Origin of the sequence: Paenibacillus illinoisensis NBRC 15959 (genome assembly GCF_004000925.1) — a bacterium.
In the GTDB taxonomy this organism is placed as follows: Bacteria; Bacillota; Bacilli; order Paenibacillales; family Paenibacillaceae; genus Paenibacillus; species Paenibacillus illinoisensis.
In genome coordinates this window covers 20,468-44,836 of sequence record NZ_BIME01000022.1, presented here as the reverse complement: position 1 = coordinate 44,836, position 24,369 = coordinate 20,468, and the positions used below count along the sequence as shown (strand labels likewise).

Here is a 24,369-nt window from a genome sequence, read left to right as displayed (position 1 = left end):
CTTACCGCGAACGAGGCAGAGCCGTGAGCGCCCTTTCGCAGTAGAGCAGCCTTCCAAGAGACCGGCAGCAGGCCGGAATCTTGGAAGAAGCTGCGGGCAAACGACATACCTTCACATAGCAAGACCCGACCCCACACCAAGCACAGCCTGTTTCGGGTGTCCAGAGGGCTGCGCCCTATGGGGCCCTCTCTTGGAAGGGAGGGTTTGGGTGGGATCGAAACGCTTGAAAAGCCTTAAAAAGGTTGGAATCACAACATTGAGAGGATGGATAACCATTGGCGAGCGAGAACATTGTCATTAAAGGTGCGCGAGCGCACAACCTAAAGAACATTGATATTACCATCCCGCGTGACCGTTTTGTCGTACTGACCGGTCTGAGTGGCTCAGGCAAGTCCTCGCTGGCTTTTGATACGATTTATGCCGAAGGACAGCGGCGTTATGTGGAATCATTATCTGCTTATGCACGTCAGTTTCTCGGACAGATGGAAAAACCGGATGTCGACTCTATCGAGGGCCTGTCACCGGCCATTTCCATCGACCAAAAAACAACAAGCCGTAACCCGCGTTCCACGGTAGGAACGGTTACAGAGATCTATGACTACCTGCGTTTGCTGTTTGCACGTGTGGGACATCCTCACTGTCCGGATCATGGTGTGGAGATCACATCCCAGACCGTAGAGCAGATGGTAGACCGCGTAATGCAGTACCCGGAACGTACCCGGTTGCAGATCTTGGCACCGATTATCTCCGGCCGTAAGGGCGAGCACAAAAGTGTATTTGCCGATGTATCCAAGCAAGGCTTCGTCCGTGTGCGGGTGAACGGAGAACTGCGTGATTTGTCTGAAGATATTCAGTTGGAGAAAAATAAAAAGCATACCATTGAAGTGGTCGTCGACCGGATTGTAGTCAAGGAAGATGTACAAGCCCGTCTGGCTGATTCCATTGAAACGGCACTGAATCTGTCCGGAGGACAGCTGCTGGTTGATATTATGGGTGAAGAAGAACTGCGCTTCAGTTCCAATTTTGCCTGCCCGGTGTGCGGGTTCAGTATTGAGGAGCTGGCGCCACGGATGTTTTCCTTCAACAGTCCGTTCGGAGCTTGCCCTGATTGTGATGGACTCGGCGTGAAAATGATCGTAGACCCGGATCTGCTCGTTCCGGATCGCAGCAAAACGATTGAAGAAGGTGCGTTTGACGCCTGGACAGGTGGTACGTCCACATACTATCCTCAGTTCCTGAAATCGGTATGCGAGCACTTTAAAATTCCACAGGATGTGCCTGTAGAGGATCTGCCAGCGGATCAGATGAACAAGCTGTTGAATGGTACAGGTTCGGAGAAGGTTCGTTTCCGTTACGAGAATGATTTTGGGCAGCGCAAGGAAGCCATGGTGACTTTTGAAGGAATCGTCAACAACCTGGAACGCCGCTATCGTGAGACGGCATCTGAGGGGATCCGCGAGTTTATCGAAGGTTACATGAGTGCGAAGCCTTGTGGTACCTGCAAAGGAAACCGATTGAAACGGGAAAGCTTAGCTGTTACCATCAACGACCACAACATGGCATATGTGACCGGCCTGTCCATCGGGGAAGCAGGACGTTTCTTCGAATCTCTGCAGCTTAGCGAGAAGGAACAAGCCATTGCCAAACTGATCCTAAAGGAGATTAACAGCCGTCTTGGCTTCCTGGTCAACGTCGGTCTGGATTATTTGACCCTGAGCCGTGCTGCCGGAACATTGTCCGGTGGTGAAGCGCAGCGGATTCGTCTCGCTACCCAGATTGGTTCCAGTCTGATGGGCGTGCTGTACATTCTCGATGAGCCGAGTATCGGTCTGCATCAACGGGATAATGATCGTCTGATCTCCACACTTGCTCACATGCGGGATATCGGTAACACGCTGATTGTCGTAGAGCATGATGAAGACACGATGCTGGCAGCCGACTACATTATCGACATCGGCCCAGGCGCAGGTATTCATGGCGGTACCGTCATGTCACAGGGTACACCGGAAGAGATCATGAATGACGAGAACTCTCTGACGGGGCAGTACCTTAGCGGGCGTAAGTTTATTCCTGTACGGACGGAACGCCGCAGCGTAGGAGATCGCTGGCTGGAAGTGCGCGGTGCGAAGGAAAATAACCTGAAGAACCTGAATGTGAAAATTCCGGTTGGTGTATTCACCGCAGTCACAGGGGTATCCGGATCAGGTAAATCGACACTGATTAACGAAATTTTGTACAAAACGCTCGCACGGGATCTGAACCGTGCACGTGTGCGCCCTGGACAGCACAAAGAGATCCGGGGTCTGGAACATATTGATAAAGTCATCGATATCGACCAGTCGCCAATCGGACGTACACCGCGTTCCAACCCGGCTACGTACACCGGTGTCTTTGATGATATCCGTGATCTGTTTGCACAGACGAATGAAGCGAAAGTTCGTGGTTACAAAAAGGGCCGCTTCAGCTTCAATATCAAGGGCGGACGCTGTGAAGCTTGCCGCGGGGATGGAATTATCAAGATCGAGATGCACTTCCTGCCCGATGTCTACGTCCCTTGCGAAGTCTGCAAAGGGAAACGGTACAACCGGGAAACCCTTGAAGTTAAATATAAAAACAAAAATATTGCGGATGTACTCGAAATGACAGTCGAAGATGCTACACAATTTTTCGAGAACATTCCGAAGATTCATCGCAAAATGCAGACATTGCTTGATGTAGGTCTGGGCTATATTAACCTTGGACAACCTGCAACGACCTTGTCTGGTGGTGAAGCACAGCGTGTGAAGCTTGCTTCCGAGCTGTATCGTCGCAGTACAGGTAAAACAATCTACATTCTGGACGAGCCTACAACAGGTCTGCATGTCGATGATATTGATCGTCTGCTTAATGTACTCCACCGTCTGGTGGATTCCGGTGAATCGGTACTTGTGATCGAGCATAATCTCGACGTCATCAAAACCGCTGATTATATCGTGGATCTAGGTCCTGAAGGTGGTAGTGGCGGCGGAACGATTGTGGCGACAGGGACACCAGAGGACATTATTAAGGTGGAAGCTTCGTATACAGGCAGGTACCTTAAACCGGTATTGGAACGCGACACGGAACGAAGCAAGACGCTGCAATTTACGGAGTAGGTAGCACATTATAGTTCGTTGAAATCAAATGAAAAATGAGTGACCATTCACCCTACTTGAATCAAGTACCATTTACTTGTCTCTGTCCTGGCTTCAAGCTGGGTCGAAAACGTAAATTGTTGACTAGCTAAGTGGGGTGGATATATCTCTGTAATCAATAACCCTTCTTTTGATGAAGGGCGAGGTATTTATTTTCCGATGAGTGCCTTGCTCCATTCAAAGAGGGGTTATTCCTTTTTCACTGAAGTTAGCATAATAGTTATTTCATTGAAAGTGTTTACATATGAGGTAGGGCAGGCATTACAGCAATCCGAGTTCGAACTGGATTTTTTTCATTTTTCTGGATGATAGGGCTTGCATTACTAGCAGGGGACAGATAACATAGAGGAAGATATTAGGGTATGCGTTAGCTGTTCAACTATGGTGAGGGGGTCTGTCTATCCATGCTGTTTGCAGAAGCTGCCACGGCGAGTACATCCAATTTTAATGCATTTGATATTTTTGTCATTCTGTTTACAATCATTATTTTTATTGGTGTGGTTCGTCTTCTTCGAGCACCGAAGAAGAATCTGTTTGCGATTGGATTTGCAGTAGTCAGTCTGCTTGTCTTCCTAATGACGGACTATGCAATGATTAAGAACTGGTTTAGTTAGGGTGTTCAAAAAATAGCAAACGGAATCAGACAAAACACTTTCCTGGGTAATGGTGGAGGGTGTTTTTTTGTGTGCTGGTGGGCATGTGCGAAGCCATGTTTTTGCGAGTAAAAGTAGGACTGAAAACATTTGTACAGGAAGAATATGTATGTTAAATTGGAGGATACCGGTATAGCAGATGATAGAGACAAGAAATCCATAGAGTTGGATGCTGGGATGTCGCATAACGGAGGATATATGGAGAGGGTTAGGTGAAAAGATGAGATCGTTGGGGAAAAAATGCATGGCAGTGTGTATGGCTGCTGTACTCGGGGTGAGTGTTGCGTCTACGGCTGGAGCAGCAGAATCGGTTGGCATGAAGGCCAAAGTCGTGGACGGACAAGTGTATGTCAGTGCCGCTGATTTGGTCAAGTCCATCGGTGGGAATGGCCAGTATGATGCAAAAACGGGAACCTATCAGTACAAGGGGAATGAAGCCATTCCTAAAGTAATCGAGAAGGTGTCACCATCTGTTGTTGGTATCATTGGCAAAGCGGATGCAGGGCAGGAAGGGGTCACGACAGACCGCTATAACCTGGCTCATGGGACCGGCGTGATTATACGCTCCAATGGCTGGATTGTGACCAACGCACATGTAGTGGATGGATTAAGCAACGCCTTGGTTGTGACGACCGATGGTAATACATATAAAATTACGAAAACATATAGCGATCCACTGAGTGATCTGGCGCTGATCAAAATCAATGCCAAATCGCTTAAACCGGCGATGTTTGCCAAAGCTTCTCAAACCTCAGTCGGCGAGACAGTTGTCGCTATTGGTACACCCATCTCCTTCTCCCTGCGAAACTCGGCAACCGTGGGTGTCATTAGTGGCCTGAATCGCGGAGTGGAGGCAACTTATCGTTTGATTCAAACGGATACAGCCATTAACCCGGGGAACAGCGGGGGACCTCTCGTTAACCTCAAGGGGGAGGTTGTGGGCATTAATTCCATGAAGTTTTCAGCGGTGGGTGTCGAGAATATGGGATTTTCGATTCCTGTGGATACCGTTCAATATATTATCAATCAGTTTTTTGAATACGGCAAAATCAAACGGGCAAGCCTCGGTCTGCAGCTCGAAGAGAGCTGGTCTGCGATTGTGGGTCTGCCTACGGACGATCCGCTCACGATCACGGGTGTGCTGTCCAGTGAAGCGAAGAAAGCCAAGATCCAGGAAGGAGACGTGTTATACAGCGTAGCGGGTACACGTGTCTCTTCCGTTGTGGATATTAATGAGCTGCTCAAGAAATATGTACCCGGGCAAAAAGTGAAACTGCTGATGCAAACCGATGGTGATATCGTCACACGTACTTTGGTGCTTGCGGATCGTGCAGATATCCAAGAAGAGGAATTAGAGCCGTTTCCGGTAGATGAAGAACAATAAAGCCCGGTGAACGACCCGGATCAGAGAGGACGATTGAATGGAATGAAGAAGTCATTTTTACGTGTGCTGAGCACAGGGGTGTTAACCGGGATGCTAGCCATGGGTGCTGCAATGCCTGTATGGGCAGCTGAATATACGACGAACGAGCTGCGGATCCAAGCCGGAAGCACGAGCGCCTACATCAACGGCAGCAAGCAAGCGATCGCCAAACCATATAAGGTTAAGGGTGTGACGATGGTGCCTGTCGGTGTCTTCAAGAAGGCGTTTGGCAGCGAAATTCGGCTGGAGAAAAATGATGTTATCAAAGTGAAGGAAGGACCGCACACGGTCACCTTAACGATTGGCAGCTCCGTTGCCTGGGTGGATGGGGTCAAAAAGGAAATGGGTGCCGCTCCCAAAATGGTGAATGGTGTGCTTATGGTCCCGCTTCGTCCGGTAGCTGCCGGCATTGGAGCGACGCTCGCTCCAAGCAGTTCCGGGGAAGTGGTCATTCGATTACTGCAAACAGATGATTCCGTGGAAGAGGATGAGGGTGGTATCGATCTCGACGCAGGCAAAACAAGAATCGGCAACAGCTATTACGGCTGGTCCATTAATTACCCGGCAGACCTGATGGTTTTGCAAACGGGTGAACAGGAGCGGATGATGACGTTTGGCTCGGCAGACAGCAGCTATTATCTTGAGGTGTATGTTAGCGACCAGGATGTAGCTCTGGATTCGGATGACATGCTGCAGCAGCTGGTGCAGGAGGCCAAGCAATCGGGGGATACGGTGCTGGACCGGGAATCCGTTGCCAAAGGCAAAACGCCTTATGCTCGGATCGTGGTTAAAGATACGGACGGCATGTTATGGGAGATGCGCCAGTACATTAATAATGGGCGTCAATATGACGTTTACCTGGCGGATTACGATGCGATGAACTACAAGGATCTGAACAAACGTGCCGCGTTCCTCAACTCATTCCAGCCTACCTACGTGCAATCGGATCGGACCATTAAGGATCTGTCCACCGTCGATAATGGCATGCGTTCCGCATGGAATGACGATTACGGCATCGAACTGAATGTCCCGGCAGGTTGGTCCATGGATAATACACAGATGACTTATGAGTCCAAGGATGGTGCGTTTTTGCAAATGCGCGTAACCTCAGCGCCAGCCGGGGCAACCGTAAAAGACTGGAGCAGTCAACTGGACAAATGGATGCGAGAAACGTTCACACCTGAAAGTTACGAACCGATTCGTTCGTATACCATTGACGTTTCCGGCGAAACGGCGGAGGTCAATGAGTTCCGTTATAACTTCGGTGACGGATGGCAGACCGAGTTCGATGTACTTTTGCAGAAGAACAGTTATCGGTATTATGCCGAATACACATTCCCTGAGGAGCAGACTCAGGATCGGGAATGGTTTGAGCGGATCATGAAGAGTGTTGTGATTGATTTTGACACCGTATCCGATAACTTCGGACAACTGGATGAAGATCCGTATTTGACCGATAAAACGAAGACTTTAACACGCACGTCCAAACGGTACCATTATAGCGTCGACATTCCGCGTTACTGGACGGCGTATAATGACCGATTCGAGTATTCTCCCGTTGTTTATACGTTCACAGGCGGTCAATTCTCCATTGGTGTGAACGAGGATCAATCGGTCGAAATGACGGTAAGCCAGCTGAGAGAAGCTTATGAGGAGGCTGCGAAAACGCGGAAAAACTTCAAGCTGCTGAACAGTGGGGAGACGACCATTGCTGGTGTTCCGGCGTTCTCCTTCACGTATCATGAACTGGACAATGGCGTACCGTATACCGGGCAGCAGATCGTCTTTGAACAGAATGGAATGACGTATACGATTACGACGGGACTAAATGATGCCAACAAAACGGATGTGCAGACCGCAGCGCTGGAAAAAGCCGTGAAATCATTTACTTTTACAAAATAATGAAGTTTATGCCGGAGGGTCAGAGACCTTCCGGTTTTTATATTTCAAATCAAATGAATCCAATATTACACGGAACGAAGAGTGCAGAACCAATCTGAAGAAGCGGAGCGTTCGCCTTTATCACGGGATTTTCCCCTTTAGTAAAGGGAATCAAAAAAATCCGGGGATAACAGCGATCGGAAGATGGTACTGCAATCGGAGTGGTAAAGTGTAAAATTATAAGTCAGCAGATGGAAATGAAAATGGTAAACGGTTTTTTCAGGAAAGCGTAGAAGAGTGAGTGCAGAAGTGGTACAATATCTTAGTTCAGGAGTTATGACTGCTGATCTGATAAATAAAGATGACTGTAGGCTTGGGAATCAGGCAATACAGACATAATGTATAGATATAGCGATACAGTGACAATGCAGGCGTACGGGATGAAGGTACAGGCTAATGTATGAGGAAACAGGGATGAAATCCGGCGGAGGCCGGTTATGGGGAGGATCTACATGAAAACAGCAACATTACGAAGAGAAGACGTCGAGCTTCTGGCACCTGCAGGTGACTGGGATTGTATGCGTTCGGCGGTGGCCAATGGCGCGGATGCGATTTTCTTCGGAGTCGAAAAGTTTAATGCTCGGGCACGCGCGAACAATTTCCGCATGGAAGAGCTGCCGGAGATTATGGCGTTTTTGCACAGTTATGGCGTAAAAGGGTTCTTGACCTTTAATATATTGATTTTTGAAAATGAATTGGCGGATGCCAAGGAACTGATCGACGCATGTGTCGATGCTGGCGTAGATGCCGTGATCGTACAGGATTTGGGCTTGGTGAAACTGATTCGCGAGATCTCACCGGATTTCCCGATTCACGGTTCCACTCAAATGACGATTACATCACCGGAAGCGGTTGAGTTTACGAAGCCGTTTGATATGGAGCGTGTCGTTCTTGGACGGGAAAACAATCTCAAGCAGATTCAGAAGATTGGTGAACAGGCGAAACTTCCAATGGAAGTATTCGTGCATGGTGCACTGTGTGTATCGTATTCAGGACAATGTCTGACCTCCGAGATGTGGGGTGGACGTTCTGCCAACCGCGGTGAATGTGCACAGGCTTGCCGTTTGCCATATGACTTGATGATCGACGGAGAGCATAAGCCGATGGGTGATGTCGCATACCTGCTGTCTCCGAAGGACCTGGCTGCCATTGACCTGATGCCGGAACTGATCGAAGCAGGCGTAACTTCCTTCAAGATCGAAGGTCGTCTCAAAACCCCGGAATACGTGGCGAACGTGGTCAGCAAATACCGCAAAGCAATTGACCGTTACTTCGACGGTGACAATACGCCACCAAGCAAGGAAGAAATCCGTGAGCTGCAGCAAAGCTTCTCCCGTGGCTTCACACATGGTTTCCTGGACGGGACGAATAACAAACAGCTGGTAGATGGTACGTTCCCGAAAAGCCGTGGTGTTTACCTCGGACGCGTGGATCAAGTTCTGCGTGACGGTGTTGTGTTGAAGCTGGACGCACCTGTGAAGCGTGGAGACGGCATCGTGTTTGACGCTGGTGATCCAACGCAGAAGGAAGAAGGCGGACGGGTATACGATGTACGTCGTAAAGGCGTGAAAATCGAAGGCGAAGCCGGTGAAGGCTGGATCGTGGACATCGTGCCAGGTCGTAGTGACGTGGATCTGCGCCGCGTGAAGGTTGGCGACAAAGTGTGGAAAACGAATGACCCTGCGCTGGACAAACGTCTGCGTCAGAGCTTCGAGACCGAGAAGCCGTACCGTGTATTCCCGATAAAAGTAAAAGTCATCGGCAGCCCTGGGCAGCCGCTCAGCACTTGGTGGACAGACGTGCAGAAAGGCACGACCGTCCGGATCGATTCCGAGATGGAACTGGACATTGCCCAGAAGCGTCCAATGACCTATGAATTGCTCGAGGAGCAATTCGGACGTCTGGGCGGCACGGTGTTCCAGCTGGAAGAATTGGACGTCAACCTGCACGGTGACGTCATCATCCCGATGCGCGAGCTGAATAACATTCGCCGTCAGGCGGTGGAACAGCTCGCAGGCGAGCGCCCTAAACCGCCCGTCTACGTGAAACGGGCGGTGGAAGTTTACGGCGATGCGGTTAAACCGGCATCGCCAGTGGCTCGCGGTCAAGCGGAGCTGACCGCGCTCTGCCGCAGCCTGCCTCAAGTCGAGGCAGCGCTGGAAGCGGGTGTCGGCATGATCTACGCCGACTTCGAGTTTATCAAGCAGTTCCCGGCAGCTGTGGAAGCCGTACATGCCGCTGGCCGCAAGATTGCCCTGGCAACACCGCGCATTCACATGCCGGGCGAGAACGGATACCACAACAACATCCTGCGTCTGAAGCCAGACGCTGTGCTGGTACGTAATACAGGTGCGCTGTACTTCTACCTGCGCCACCGGATGGAGAACCCGGATGCGGATCATCCTGAACTGATCGGTGACTTCTCATTGAACATCGCCAACCATAAGGCTGTTGAACTGTTCCTGGAAGCAGGATGTGACTGGATCACGCCATCCTATGACCTGAATATTCAACAAATGGTTGATCTGCTGGGTAATTCCCGTACAAGCCAGACCGAAGTGGTTATTCATCAGCATCTGCCGATGTTCCATACGGAGCACTGCGTGTATTGTACTTTTATGAGTGAAGGAACGGATTATACGAACTGTGGACGCCCTTGTGAAGAACAGCGTGCATCCCTGCAAGACCGGATTGGCATGTCTCACCCCGTACGTGTGGATGAAGGCTGCCGTAATACCGTTTATAACGCAGTGGAACAGTCGGGTGCCGAGTACCTGACCAACTTCATGGACCTGGGTGTATCCCGTTACCGCGTCGAGTTCCTGGAAGAGACGCCGGAGCAGGTTATGGAGGTTATTGATCTGTACAACCGTGCACTTCGCGGCGAGATCAGCGGTACACAAGTGTGGAAAACATTGAAAGCAACCAACCAACTGGGCGTTACGCGTGGTCAATTGGTGAAATAAACGGATCGTAGGTTACATCTATTAGGACGATAAGTATTGTAGCAAGCAACAGGTTACAAGCATGAAGCAACCCCAATCTCTGCTTTACGGAGCTCTTGGGGTTTTTTCTGTAAAAGGGACAGGTGGATTGAGAGAATATTCATACCCGCCAGAACGCATAAGGAGGCGAAATACGTGGCGCCATTCACCATGATGGATATCAAGTTGCTGTGCGGGGTCACGGCATTCAAACGAGGGGAAGCCTATAACCAGTCCGGCAGGGTGAGCAATCTGGTTGTCAGTGACGATCAGCGTCATTATGAAGCCATGGTGCGTGGCACGGAACGATATCAGGTGAAGGTGGATTTGGACGAAAAAGGGGAAGTTGAGGCAGGCTGCACTTGTCCAGGCGATGGCCGGTATTATGACTATTGCAAACATGTCGCTGCAGTTCTGCTGGCGATTCATGAATGGGGTGAGCAGCAGGAGCTTAACGCTGCCGGTACCGGTAGTTCTCAGGCAACATCCAAACCTTCTTCAGGGAATCCTTCTGGCTCCGGTACAGGCTCCGCTTCCAGAGTAGGTACGCTGGTGGAAGAGAAGGAGTGGGAGCGTCCCAACTCTTCTTCAACCTTAGACTCGGCTAGGAATGAAAGTCCTGAACGACACGAAGGTTCAAGTTCAAAACGGTATACGGAGTCCAGTACGAGTACAACATCGCATTCTTTTGCACAAAAGAATGAATCCTCGGCTTTCGGGCTTAATTCCGCTTCTGATGCGGATCATCAACCGGTTGCCCATTTTGCCCAGGCAGGCCGCCCAAGCTCAGCCCCAGGGTGGGGTCGTTCGGCAGATAAGCCTTCGTATCGCACAGCTGACCAGATTCTGTCCATCTTTGCCAAGGAACGCAGTCCCTTACATGCGGGTGAACGTAAATATACGGCACCTGTCACCCGCTCATCGCTGCGAGAAGAGCTTCAGGTTCAGTTTATATGCAAACTCGTTCAGGTTCACAAGGGGGGAGCCAAGCTCGCGCTGGAGCTTAAGGTCGGAAGTAAACGGCTATACGTGGTGCAAAAGGTGAAACAATTCCTGAACTGCGTTGAAAAGGGCGAGCCAATGTCGTTTACCAAACTGTTTTTCTATGACCCTTCGATGCATTATTTCAGCCCTCAGGATCAGGAGATTCTATCCATGCTGATTCGTATGAGGCAGAGTGAAGAAGCGTATCGTGAATCCATCTCCGGTTATCTGGGTGCTTCGGATGGCCGGGATATATTGATTGCGCCGCTGGTGTGGAAACCGCTGCTGGAATTGCTGCTTCAGGCCGACAGCCGGATGGAAGGCACGGGACTCGCGAACGGACCGCTCACGTTGGGTGAAGGGGCACTGCCTCTGTTTTACCGAATTGCCCAGGGGGACAATGAGGGGTACCAGCTCGAGATCTCGGGTTTGCGCGAGTTGATTCTACTTCCGGCATATGATGCTGCAGTGGTCGAAGGGCAACTTCATATGCTGGAGCCGATGCAGATGCGCAGTCTGGAAGACTTGAGCGGGGCGCTCACTTCGTATGGGATTAAGGAAAGCATCGATATTTCCTCCCAGCAAGTCGATGAGTTCGTGCAGCATGTGGTGCCGGAACTCCGTACGCTTGGACATCTGTCGATCGACTCCCAGGTGCGTGAACGAATTGCTGAGCCGGAGCTTGCGCCGAAGCTCTATATTGATTTTTATCGGGAACGGATTACTGCGCGTCTGGAGTTTGATTATGGTGTAATGGTGATTAATCCGCTGGCGGAGTATCTAATCGATGAAGAAGAGAAAAAGGTTATCCTGGTGCGTGATCGTCATGCCGAGCGGAATCTGATTGATCGACTGGATCGTTCCTTTCTGGAACGTGAAGGCAGCGTGTGGGCGAGTGAGCGTGAAGACGCGATTTATGATGTGATGTATCATTTGGTGCCCGAATTGGAGAGACAGGTGAACATCTATGTCCCGAATGCAGTGAAGGCCATGATGCAATCCTATCCGACGCCTCCCAAAGTCCGGGCAGATCTCGGGAAAGGGCTGGACTGGCTGGAGATTTCGTTTGAAATGGAAGGCGTGAACGAGCAGGAACTTCAGGAGATCATGCGCAGCATTGTGGAAAAGAAACCGTACTTCCGCTTGCGTAGCGGCGTCTTTCTTTCGCTTGAAAATGAAGGAGCTGACAGCTTCGCCCACATGGCGGACTCGCTGGGCATTGGAGCGGGCGATATCAAAGGCAGCCACATTCGGCTGCCAGCCGTTCGAGCGTTACAGCTGCCGGGCCGGGATGAGGTTTCTGGACATGTGAAATGGGGAGGTTCCCTGAAGCGTTTCCTGGATGACCTTCGTGATCCCGAGCGGATGGATTTTGCAATGCCGAATGGACTCGCTCCCGTGTTGAGAGATTATCAGGCCAGTGGATATCAGTGGCTGCGCACACTTGCCTTTTATCGTTTTGGCGGGATCCTGGCAGATGATATGGGACTCGGTAAAACGTTGCAAAGTATCGCCTATATCACGGCTGAACTAAGTGAGAACCCGATTTTAGACGGAGATGTTGGAAGATCAGATCGTTACGGGAAAAATGGAATACTGCGAGAGGGTGCTTCAGAGGCTGCCTATTCAGGGATTGATCCTGTAACCGGATTGCCATGGGATGAGGCTTCTCTGGTGGGACTAGGGGGTAATTCCCGTGCATCGGGAACATTGCAGGATGGCTTAACCATTCGAAGCCAAGCAACCCATCCTCCAGTGCTTGTCGTTGCACCTGCTTCGTTGACCTATAACTGGGCGAATGAATTTGCGCGCTTTGCCCCGCATTTACGCGTTCTTATCGCTGCAGGACAAAAGGAAGAGCGCGCCAACATGCTCGCAGACATGAATCAGGCGGATGTCATCGTAACGTCGTATCCATTGCTGCGTCGAGATCTGGACATGTATTTGGGAAGAACATTTCATACGCTTATCCTGGACGAGGCTCAGGCGATCAAAAATTCTTCCTCCCAGACGGCTCAGGCAGTTAAGCAGATTCAGGCCCCGCGGCGCTTTGCGCTCACAGGAACGCCTGTAGAGAACTCACTGGATGAGCTGTGGTCCATCTTTGAAGCCATATTCCCCGGTCTGTTTCCAAGCTATCGCAGATTCCGGGACCTGCCGCCTGAGCGCATTGCCCGGATGGTTCGTCCGTTCATTCTCCGCCGCCTGAAGAAGGACGTGCTGGAGGAATTGCCGGATCGTATTGAGACAGTACAGCGCTCTGAGCTAACGGTGGAGCAGAAGAAACTGTATGCCGCCTACCTCTCCCAGCTTCAGGATGAGACATCCAAGGATATGGAAGAGAACGGTTTTCAGAAGAATCGGATCAAAATACTCGCAGGCATCACCCGTTTACGCCAGCTGTGCTGTCACCCGGCTCTGTTTGTTGAGGGCTATCAGGGAGACTCAGGCAAAATGGAGCAGCTGCTCGAAACGGTTCAGGATTGTCTGGCAGCAGGCAAACGGATTCTGATCTTCTCCCAGTTTGCAAGCATGCTGAACTTGATCCGGCAGACATTGACTGTGCAGGGTAGGAATCTGTTTTATCTGGATGGGCAGACACCGACTCAGAGCCGTGTCGACATGTGCCGAAGATTTAACGAGGGGGAAGGCGAGCTGTTCCTGATCTCAATGAAAGCTGGCGGTACTGGACTGAACTTAACAGGTGCAGATACCGTAATACTATATGATCTGTGGTGGAACCCCGCAGTCGAAGAACAAGCCATTGGCCGCGCCCATCGGATGGGGCAGAAGCAAGTCGTTCAGGTTATTCGTCTGATTACGGAAGGCACGATCGAAGAGAAGATTTTGGAACTTCAGCAGCGGAAGAAGGATCTGATTGCGGAAGTGATCGAACCGGGAGATGGGGGATCAACCACTTTATCTGAGCGGGATATTCGGGAGCTGTTGATGGTATAATGAAGTCCAATCATATTGGAGTTTTCCATCATTAAATATATTAAAATATGACTCTATCTAGCAAAGGAGTGGGTTCTGCTGCGAATCCGCAAAGCCATTATTCCGGCTGCCGGGCTGGGTACCCGGTTTCTGCCTGCAACCAAGGCCATGCCGAAGGAAATGCTGCCCATCGTCGACAAGCCGACAATTCAGTACATTATCGAAGAAGCGGTAGCTTCGGGTATTGAAGATATCATCATCGTTACAGGTAAAGGGAAGCGCGCCATCGAGGACCATTTCGATTATTCCTTTGAACTGGAACAGAATCTGGCAGGCAAACAGAAGTGGGACTTGCTGAACGAAGTTCGCAAACCTTCTGATATGGCAGATATCCACTATATTCGGCAAAAAGAACCGAAGGGCCTCGGCCATGCCATCTGGTGCGCTCGCAAGTTTATCGGTAACGAACCGTTTGCTGTACTTCTCGGGGATGACATCGTGGAATCCAAGCAGCCTTGTTTGGGGCAGATGATTGAGGTCTATGACGAGCTGCAATCCCCGATCGTAGGGGTACAACCGGTCGACTGGAGCGAAGTATCCCGTTACGGAATCGTAGATGGAGAGGTCGTATCTCCAACTGATGATCGTGTATTTCGTGCACGTCGTTTAATCGAGAAACCGAAGACGGAAGACGCACCTTCGAACCTAGCCATCATGGGACGGTATATTCTTACACCTGATATTTTCGATATTCTTGGTCAGCAGTCTGCCGGTGTCGGAGGGGAGATCCAGTTAACGGATGCCTTGTCCCGCTTGAATGACCAGCGGCAGATCCTCGCCTATCATTTTGAAGGTCTGCGTCATGACGTTGGGGAGAAGCTTGGGTTTATTGAGACGACGATTCATTATGCGCTTCAGCGCCCGGATCTTAGGGATGATTTACTGAATTACTTGAAGAAGATCGTGTCATCGAATTAGCTTGCTTTTAACGGATTAGAGAAAAAAAAGTTTGCCCATCTAGGGCAAACCTTTTTTAAGTGTGAAATATTATTAATAGAATCGTTAGGACACTTTTTTGTTAGAAGTTCAGTTCAGCAATTTGTTTAATTTCGTCGGCTTCATTAGGTGATACAGCAATCAATTTATCATACACCGCTTGATCCTGTTTTCCGTCCTTAGTCAGAGCTGCGAGATACCAACGGACAATTTCACGGTTGGTCGCATCGGACAGATCCTCAGCAATTCCACCCTTAAGAATCGTTACAGCTCCGACAGAATCGTTTGACATGTATTTCATTTTTCCAGCATTCAGAATCATTGTTGGGGTAAGCTCGAATGGCTGTCCTTGAAGCTGCCCTTCAGGGAGAGTCTTGAGATGTTCTACGCCATCAACAACATGTTGGTAAGCATCCAGACCTGATGTGAAGTAAGATTCCTTCTTAGCTGTATCGCCTTGTCCCAGTGCCTGATATCCGAGATCGAACGAACGGCTGATCAGCTGTTCGTACCAATCCATATCCCAGATATAGTTGTTGGCATATTCTTTTTGAAGAGCGTAAGCTGCATCGTATTCTGCTCTTAGATCATATAGACGTATCATTTGGATTACTATACTTTTGTTATATGGTTCAGTTGTGATACCTCTTTGAAGTAAATCAAGAGAGCTGTTATAAAATTGATCATCTTTCGTTTGCTCATAACCTTGTTGATACAAGGTCGAAAGTGTCAGTAAAGAATCAGTATGGGTGCTACGAATGGATAAGTCCTTTTCTAATGCAGCTTTTATCTCTTGGAAGTTCTGGCTATTTTGAGCGACCTCTTTGGCTGTTTTTGCATATTGGTTTGCTTGCAAAAAGCGCACGGATACAATTAACAGTACAATGATCGATATCCCGGCAATGGCAGTATAAATTCCTCGGGCGGCAGATGGGATTACTTTCAAACGTTGTACGGGCCGTGGTTCAATTGCCGCTGCCATACCTCCAAACCCGATAAACACCAACATGCCGATGAAGACATAACTCATGTTGAAATCGAGAAGGCTTAATACCAAAATGGTCATGGACAAAATAAAAAATACAAAATGCGATTCTCTTTCACTCTCGTCTCTTCTCAAGTAGCTGCGAATAAATTGATAGAAGATATAGATAATAAATGCCATGAAAATGATAAATCCGATGATTCCGACTTCTACGAGATACTGCATGAAGAAGTTATGTGCCTGTGCACTTACATAAGGATTGTTTTGATATTTTTCGTACAGTACAGTCCAAGCTCCGCCACCTGCTCCAATTAAAGGATAGTCCGCAATGACCTTGGCGGCATCTTTGTAGAAGGTGAGCCGTTCCAGGACACTGTGCTGTTGGAAGTTGATGTTTTCCAGACGTGTACTGATGCTGTCAGGCAGAATGTTGCGAACACTGGTCCCTAACAGCAGAACTGCTGCAATAATGGCTAGCAGCGCAGAGCCAAGCGGGATCCAGAGGCTTGCGCCTTTGCGGTTACCCCAAGCTTGGAGCTTTGTTTCCAGTTTGGGGGCGATCCAACGTTGAATAGCCCAGATGACTATCGACACAACGATGGATGCGGCAATCAAATATATCCAGCCTTTAGATGCAAGTCCAGCAGAGAACTGCTGCTGCAATTCAAGTCCAGCGGTATTGACCGGATTTAAGATAGCAATCGTACCTATACCTGATATGGCAAGATAAATGAACCATAAAATCTGTTTTGCTGGTTTAAGCAACAACAGGATGATCACGAACACGATTGGCATCATCACGAGTCCTGTCCGCGACAATGTAAGTAACAGGGACAGCAAGATGGGAACAAGCATGAAGCCATGGATCAACTGCATATACACCTTTTTAGAACGAATCAGGCTAAAGATGCTAATGAACAGAAAAGCCATCAAGAATGCTGCGTATGTATTCGGGTACTGGAATACGGAAGCTAGCCGCGGACCGTTGGCATCGTTCCAGATCGCTTGGTTATATACCCCGTTAACTACGCCTGAAGAGAACCAACCAACCAGCTTCCCTGCAAAGGTAAATGCACCAAACCAATTCAATAGACCATATCCGACAATTACATACGCAAGTCCTATTAAGGAAGATTGTATGATATGATTAGTTTGTTTGTTCTGAAGCAGGTACAACGTCATGACAAACAACATGGCATAGATGCATTGAATCAAGATCATGTTGACTGCCAAATAATTTGAAGCTGCACTGATCAGTGACAGGATGTATGTAAGTGGCAGTAGGAGGACGGCTAATTTCAGCCAATCTCTATGGGAGTCTAGTGAGATATTTCTGTAGTAGACTACAGCCCAGATAATGAATAGGAGGGTTGTGATTGCGAGTGCCCAATAAATGGGGCCTTCGAATTGAAGCAACTGTCCGTTAAATAACGCAACTTGAAACGTGGACCAGAGTAAAAATAAGATGAGTCCTATGGTGAGAGTCCATAAAAGCGGTGAAGTCGAACTTGAATGAGCCTTGCTCGACGTCTTCTTTTGTTTCCCGTATACTGGATTCGACAAGGTAATGAGTCTCCTTTTCTTGTAGATACGACAATATTTTAGCATACAATCGCAGTTATTGACCAACTCAGTAAGAATACTAAGAGAAGAGGTAGTAACAGATATTAAGCACATACCAAAAAATAGCGACTCTCTCGCTTTAATTTGCAGGAGGGTCGCTTATAGAAAAAAACTAATCACATTTAATTGGATTGATAAAGATTACAGACATCTTCAGCTGATCCCATTTCACGTATCTTCCCATCTTCAAGCCACAAAGCACGGTCACACATTGTTTTCATTTGATTGATAGAATGGGATACAAATAGGACTGTTACTCCGGATCCCATAAGCGACTTCATTTTTGCCTCGGATTTTTCCTTGAATTTATGATCTCCTACAGACAGTACTTCATCTACAATCAAAATTTCCGGTTTTACCAAAGTGGCTATAGAGAATCCAAGGCGCGCCTTCATTCCGGACGAATAGTTTTTAATTGGGGTATGAATAAACTTTTCTAATTCAGAAAATTCAATAATTTCATCCATTTTTTCTTTAATGAACTTCTTTGAGTACCCGAGTAACATTCCATTTAAATAAATGTTCTCCACTCCAGAAAGTTCAGGATTAAAGCCCCCTCCAAGCTCCAGCAAAGGGACAACATAACCATTTCTTTCTACAGTTCCCGAAGTGGGTTTAAGAATACCAGCAATAATCTTTAGCAATGTACTTTTTCCTGCACCGTTTAAACCCAGAATTCCAAACACTTCTCCTTTATTAACTTCAAAGCTAATATTTTCGAGTGCCGAAAACTCATCATATTTTATTTTTTTGTGCAAACTGTGTATGAAAAATTCCTTCAATGAATTCATTTTACCACTGAGTAGCCTGTATTTCATGGAGACGTTATCGACTCTGATGGCTATTTCGTTCATATGAAACTCTCCATCCTTATAAATAGAATATAAATTTATCCTGTTTTTTATAGAATATCCCTAAACCTAACAGAAAAACGACCATTCCATAAATTAAACAGAATAAATTCGTTTGAAGAGAAGGAAGTATGCCATATATCAAGATGTTTCTGCTCATTTCAATAATATCAAAGATCGGGTTAAATCGGATGATGGGCATATAGCGTTCAGGTATAATGCTAGCAGGATAAAATATGGCTGATGTATACATAATGATAACCAATGCAAGTGAATAAAGATGCTGCAGGTCCCTAAAGAAAGTGTAGATAGTGGCTAATATTAATCCTATCCCCAGGGAAATTAGTAAAAGATAAAATAAAGGTAAAATAATGTAGAAACTTTGTAATGAAATACTCAATCCACTAAGAAGCATGACAGGAATCAATGAAATCATAGCCAGCAATGAGGTGATAAAGGAAGATGCCACTCTAGAAATTGGAAAGAAATACTTAGGAACGTAAACTTTTTTAATAAGGCCTCCATTTGAAACAATGGATTGCATAGCGAAGTTAGTCGTTTCAGAGAAGCAAGAATATATCAGTCTTCCAATCAAAACGTAAACAGCAAAGTATTCGATATCGCTAGAAAAGAATTCCTGAAAAATGATAACTAACACAAGCATAAAAAGAAGGGGATTTAGCACGCTCCAAATAATTCCAAGAAAAGAGTTTCTATATTTGAGGGTAATGTCTTTTTTTGTGAGTTCAATCATTAAATCTTTATACTTCAGAAAATTATCCCAATATCCTCGCATAATTTGCTCCTTAATATATTCAATCGTAAAAAGATGATTATCATAGTGCCTCGTTTATGTTAACACATTCATTATAGATCTACAATTTAGAGCAAATGAAACCTAATTTAGGAGATATCTGTCCATCTTGAGGTTGCCATAAATTTTGTCGGAATTCATGATATAATGCTTTAATATGTAGATGAAAAGATAGAATGTGAGGAGAATTACAATGAAATTATGTGTCATTGGTTTGGGATATATCGGATTGCCCACTGCAATTATGTTTGCTAAACACAACGTAGAAGTTCACGGCGTTGATATCAATACAGAAGTTATCAAAGGGTTAGTATTAGGTAATATTCATATCGAAGAACCGGGGCTTCAAGAAATGTTGGATGAAGTTATGGATAGTGGCAGACTGAGTTTCGGAACGATAACTCAGCCTGCTGATGCTTTCATCATTTCCGTACCTACCCCGATTAAAGCTGACAAAAGTGCAAATCTGGATTATGTAGTTCAAGCGACTCAATCCATACTTCCTTACATTAAGAAAAATAATTTAATAATCCTTGAATCAACTGTACCTCCTAGAACAGTTGAAGATGTAATGATGCCCCTTCTTGAGCAAACCCGATTAAATGTTAAAGAAGATCTGTACATATCTCATTCTCCGGAGAGGGTTCTTCCTGGAAACCTTCTTGAAGAATTGGTTTACAATGATCGGATTGTTGGGGGTATCAACACAATTTCTTCCGAGAGGACGGCTGAACTATACAGGAAATTTGTTAAAGGCACTATTCATTTAACGGATGCTACGACAGCAGAGATGGTCAAATTAATGGAAAATACCTATCGTGATGTCAATATTGCTTTTGCGAATGAGATGGCAAAAATCGCAGAAAATGTGGGCTTTAATGTTTGGGAAGCCATAGAACTTGCTAACTGCCACCCGAGAGTTAATATTCATAAGCCAGGCCCAGGCGTAGGGGGACATTGTATTGCTGTCGATCCATGGTTTATATATGAGTCTGCTCCTACTATAGCAAAACTTATACATACTTCGCGTGAGATTAATGACAGTATGCCAAGTTTTGTGGTGCAAAAGCTGAAATCAATGTTTCCTTTTCCGGCAGAAGCTAAAATCGCCATTTTAGGGCTATCTTTTAAAGGGAACATTGATGATATCCGCGAGAGTCCCGCGGTGACTGTTGTTAGTCAACTTTTGGAAGTTGGCTTCCAATTGAGTGTTTTTGATCCTCATGTGGGTGAAAAATTCCCGAATAAAGAGGAAAATCTAGAGGACACCGTGAAGGGTGCTCACGCAATCTTGGTTTTGACTGATCATAGGGAGTTCAAAGAAGTAGATTCAAAAGAGATGAGAAACCTAATGAAGGGAAATATAGTACTCGATACACGCAACATTTTAGACCTAGAAAAATGGACTGAAGCAGGTTTTAGTTCTTATGTTCTAGGTGGCGCTGCTACTGATGTATTAAGAAGAACGGAAATAAATGCAATTAGCTTTAAAGGGGGAGAGTGAGTGTTAGAGAGGGAAAGTAATGAAATTGTAATGGAGTTGTTAAAGGTCCGAAGCCAAAATAGAGAATTAAAAAATAGATTGGACATTCTCTCAATAAAGTTGTTAGAACAAGCGGGTTCTTATTCAGGAAAGAAAGCTGTTATAAAAACTAATACAGCTAATTCGAATCAATATAATACCTATCTTCCATTCCCGGTGGATTTGTCATCTAAAGGATTATTTTCGAGGTTCTTGTTCGTTACAAAAAAGTTTGCATACTTTTATGCGGTGTATGGAATTAAGTTTACTTTAAAGAAACTTGTGAAAAAATTATTAAAAAGATAAAGAGAGGAATGGAAAATTGGATTTATGAGAAATGTGGAGGAAACACAAAAAATATCCGGTGTGCGAATTGCCGGGATGTTGGATGAATTGAGTGAAAATTTTTTTCCGTATGAATGTGACTTTTTGAACTTAAATGCAGGAATGTGGAAAGAGGAAATTGGGGAGTTTAAACCAGATATAGTATTTGTGGAATCAATATGGAATGGTTATAAGGGAACATGGCGAGGTAAATTATTACCATCCCCTAGTGAAGATTTTCTAAGTCTTATGAATTGGTGTAAACAAAAGAAAATTCCAACAGTATTTTGGAACAAAGAAGATCCAGTACACTTTACTACCTTCATGCATATAGCATCGCATTTTGATTATGTTCTTACAACAGATTTTGATTGTGTACCTCTTTACAAGAGGCTATTGGGCCACGATCAAGTATTTTGTATGCCTTTTGCATCTTCAGTACAGATGTATTCCCCGCTTGAAAAGTATGAGAGAACTGACGGAACATGTTTTGCGGGCTCTTATTATAATAAGAGAGAGGAGAGAAAAAAAGATTTTGAAGATATTGTCGATCTAATAGATGAAAAAGAATGGAAAATTGATATATATGACCGTAACCCTTATCCTAACAATCCTGAGTACACCTATCCTAAAAAGTATCAGAAATATATTGTAGGAACGCTTCCCCCTGACCAGGTTGATATAGCATATAAAAGCTATAAGTTTGGTATAACCTTGAATATAGTGAAACATTCATCAACGATGCAAGCCCGGCGAGCTTTTGAACTAATATCTTGTAATACTCTGGTTTTAAGCAATGAGTGTTTGGGGTTAAGAAACTTGTTTGGCGACCTAATAGTTTATTTTGATAACAAAAAAAGCTTCGGAGACAAATTAGAAAACTTATCGAGCAATGAGCTTCTTTATGATAAAACTAGATTATTAGCATTGCGAAAAGTTTTAAAAGAGCATACGTACAAAGAACGTGTCGGTTTTATCTATCAGCTTGTGTTCAAGGAAAAAAAAATTAATGAAGATCCTTATATTGGAGTATACAGTGTTATTAATAACATTGAGGAATATAAATATATAAATATGAGTTTTAAAAGGCAAAAATATGGTTCTAAAAAATTATATTTGTTTTCTGAAAATGATCAAGCCATAAATCAGAATTTGCAAAATTTTGATTGTCCTGTTCAAGTTGAAAATATAAAAAATATGAAAGAAAGTTTTTTAGACGGATTAGATTTTGTTTCTTACTTTGATGTTGCTAACTACTACGGAGATCATTTTTTGACAGATTTGGTCTTATCCTTGAAATATGAGCCGACTGCAACGGTTATTGGAAAAGGAAGTTATTATTACTATAATCAAGAGGAAGTTCAGCTCAAAAATGCTGAGAAAAAGTATACATTAATAACTTCGCTTCGAACTGACCGTTCAATTGTTGATACCCAATTCAAAAAGAGTGTTGGCTTTAACCAGAGTAATAACGAAGGGAATAGCACTCTTGAAGGAGTGACCTGTTTATCCGTAGACCCCTTCAATTTCTGTGAGAACTACACTCTCAATACTTGTGAGACAGTTGATGACATTTCATTACATCAAGGAGTGTCTTTAGAAGATGTAAATAAACTAAGTATTTTAATAGAATCTTCAGAGTTATATTATAGCTATGAACAATCCCTATCAAAAGAAGAGCTTTTCAATATTGTTAGATCCATTCCAGGTAAAATAGGTAAATCTGTAACAACGGACAATGATACAGGAATCTATACATTAAAGGATTCAGCTTCTCCTACAACGATTCACCTACAAAAGAAATTCATGTTGAATGAAAATAGTAATGAAATAATAGTGGTGTATTTGGATGCTGTAGTTCAAGGGAAAGCAAGGGTCATTTGTACTTTTTTCGATGAAGATGATCGAGTGTTGGGTGGTTATCAAATCATAACAAAGGGTTGCACATCCATAAGAAAAAAGGAGGGGGCTCTCTACTATAAGTTTTCTATTGAGTTATCAGGATTGTCGCAAATTATCATTAAAGAAATTATGATTGATCCTCAACCTAAAAACAATTTATTACAATATATAACCCAAAATGAAAGGAGGTAAAAAATGATTCCCTTAGTAACAGTAATAGTGCCAGTATATAAGACAGAGGAATATTTAAGAGCAAGTTTGAATTCTTTACTCTTACAAACACTTACAGATATTCAAGTCGTAGTTGTAAATGACTGTTCCCCTGATAATTCAAAATTTATAATCGAAGAATTCGTAGGGAAAGATGAACGCTTTGAAGTAGTTAACCATTCTATTAATAAGGGAGTCGGAGCAGCGAGGAATTCTGGACTGAAGAAAGCACGAGGGGAGTACATTACCTTTTTAGATTCGGATGACAGTTATCCGTTAGATGCGTTACAAAGGATGTACGATGCAATCAGATATTCAGATGCTGATGTTGTCTTAGGTAGAATGTATGAGAAAGGAACTGGAGGGAAGTTAACTCCTGTTAATTATATAGAGAATAAGATTAATGAGTTTCTAAAGCTTCCATATACCAATTTGAGAGAAATTCCTGTAGTTAATTTTTATTGTGGAAGTGCAACTAATCAAATGTTCAAAAGAAATTTATTTATTAGCAATGATGTTGAATTTATGGAAGGAGTTTACCATGAAGATATCCCTTTGACATTAGAAACATGGTTCTATGCAAAAAAAATCATAGCTATTAATTCCATAATTCTGTATCGAACAATTCGTCAAAACGAAAACAATTTATCAGCGACTCAAACATTTAATATTAAAGCATTTAAGGATCGGGAAGAAATTATTACTTATGTTCATAATTTTTGTTTAAAGTATGCGAGAATTAATAATGATTTGATATTTTTAACACTTGAAATCTTGCAAAGAATTAACGCAACTACTGAATACATGCTTTTGTCAGTTAAAGAAGAAAACCGGAATGAAATCGTAAAGGGATGGTATCCAGGATACTTAAAAATGTACAATTTCATTATTAATGATATTAAAACCCTTAATCTTGAATTAGAGGCTTTAGCTTAAGTGTTGACTACACACAAGGGAACTTGCAGCATTGGCTCTAATCTTTTTTTTATAAATAAATTTGAGGAATTGGACTAGTAATCAAAGACTTTCTATATGATTATTAATGAA

At 45.1% G+C, this 24,369-nt stretch carries 14 protein-coding genes and 1 pseudogene; 12 read left to right on the top strand and 3 right to left on the bottom strand.

Translation table 11 applies throughout. The annotated features are described in order from the left end of the window. Positions 1-275: 275 nt before the first annotated feature. The 8 genes and pseudogenes from uvrA (at position 276) to galU (ending at position 15,073) form a co-directional block, all read left to right on the top strand. Positions 276-3,134, top strand: coding sequence for an excinuclease ABC subunit UvrA (uvrA, locus tag PIL01S_RS28810; RefSeq protein WP_127541217.1), 2,859 nt, complete (start codon positions 276-278; stop codon positions 3,132-3,134). 443 nt (positions 3,135-3,577) lie between these two features. Next, positions 3,578-3,787, top strand: a complete 210-nt coding sequence (locus tag PIL01S_RS28805; protein WP_095291462.1) for a DUF2759 family protein — start codon at positions 3,578-3,580, stop codon at positions 3,785-3,787. A gap of 259 nt (positions 3,788-4,046) precedes the next feature. Beyond that, positions 4,047-5,210, top strand: coding sequence for a S1C family serine protease (locus tag PIL01S_RS28800; RefSeq protein WP_174818742.1), 1,164 nt, complete (start codon positions 4,047-4,049; stop codon positions 5,208-5,210). Positions 5,211-5,252: 42 nt separating this feature from the next. Next, complete coding sequence (locus tag PIL01S_RS28795; RefSeq protein ID WP_127541215.1) at positions 5,253-7,151, top strand: stalk domain-containing protein; 1,899 nt, start codon at positions 5,253-5,255, stop codon at positions 7,149-7,151. A 491-nt stretch (positions 7,152-7,642) separates the two neighbouring features. Next, positions 7,643-10,156 carry a U32 family peptidase gene (locus PIL01S_RS28790; RefSeq protein WP_127541213.1) on the top strand — a complete coding sequence of 838 codons (2,514 nt, stop codon included), beginning with the start codon at positions 7,643-7,645 and terminating at the stop codon, positions 10,154-10,156. 189 nt (positions 10,157-10,345) lie between these two features. Continuing rightward, positions 10,346-10,588, top strand: a pseudogene (locus PIL01S_RS30205) (SWIM zinc finger family protein); the annotation flags it as partial. Between the two features lie 666 nt (positions 10,589-11,254). Next, the gene (locus tag PIL01S_RS28785; RefSeq protein ID WP_371860031.1) at positions 11,255-14,116 is read left to right on the top strand and encodes a DEAD/DEAH box helicase; all 2,862 of its coding nucleotides are present in this window, start codon (positions 11,255-11,257) and stop codon (positions 14,114-14,116) included. A gap of 78 nt (positions 14,117-14,194) precedes the next feature. Beyond that, complete coding sequence (gene galU, locus PIL01S_RS28780) at positions 14,195-15,073, top strand: UTP--glucose-1-phosphate uridylyltransferase GalU (protein ID WP_127541209.1); 879 nt, start codon at positions 14,195-14,197, stop codon at positions 15,071-15,073. Positions 15,074-15,173: 100 nt separating this feature from the next. Here the strand turns inward: galU and PIL01S_RS28775 are convergent, their stop codons facing one another. From PIL01S_RS28775 to PIL01S_RS28765, 3 genes are all read right to left on the bottom strand, one after another. After that, the gene (locus PIL01S_RS28775; protein WP_127541207.1) at positions 15,174-17,639 is read right to left on the bottom strand and encodes an O-antigen ligase family protein; all 2,466 of its coding nucleotides are present in this window, start codon (positions 17,637-17,639) and stop codon (positions 15,174-15,176) included. A gap of 182 nt (positions 17,640-17,821) precedes the next feature. Next, positions 17,822-18,553 (bottom strand): ABC transporter ATP-binding protein, encoded by a 732-nt coding sequence (locus PIL01S_RS28770; RefSeq protein ID WP_127541205.1) that lies wholly within the window; start codon positions 18,551-18,553, stop codon positions 17,822-17,824. Positions 18,554-18,569: 16 nt separating this feature from the next. Further along, positions 18,570-19,346: an ABC transporter permease gene (locus PIL01S_RS28765; RefSeq protein ID WP_127541203.1), complete on the bottom strand. Its 777-nt coding sequence runs from the start codon at positions 19,344-19,346 to the stop codon at positions 18,570-18,572. A gap of 205 nt (positions 19,347-19,551) precedes the next feature. Between PIL01S_RS28765 and PIL01S_RS28760 the strand changes: the two genes are divergently transcribed. From PIL01S_RS28760 to PIL01S_RS28745, 4 genes are read left to right on the top strand one after another with little or no spacing between them, the layout of a single operon-like run. After that, entirely contained in the window at positions 19,552-20,868 is a 1,317-nt protein-coding gene (locus PIL01S_RS28760) for a nucleotide sugar dehydrogenase (protein ID WP_127541221.1), read from the top strand. Then, positions 20,869-21,192 carry a hypothetical protein gene (locus PIL01S_RS28755; protein WP_127541201.1) on the top strand — a complete coding sequence of 108 codons (324 nt, stop codon included), beginning with the start codon at positions 20,869-20,871 and terminating at the stop codon, positions 21,190-21,192. It abuts the gene before it with no gap. Between the two features lie 24 nt (positions 21,193-21,216). Next, positions 21,217-23,304, top strand: coding sequence for a CgeB family protein (locus tag PIL01S_RS28750; protein WP_127541198.1), 2,088 nt, complete (start codon positions 21,217-21,219; stop codon positions 23,302-23,304). A gap of 3 nt (positions 23,305-23,307) precedes the next feature. Beyond that, positions 23,308-24,258, top strand: a complete 951-nt coding sequence (locus tag PIL01S_RS28745) for a glycosyltransferase family 2 protein (protein ID WP_127541196.1) — start codon at positions 23,308-23,310, stop codon at positions 24,256-24,258. Positions 24,259-24,369: the final 111 nt, after the last annotated feature.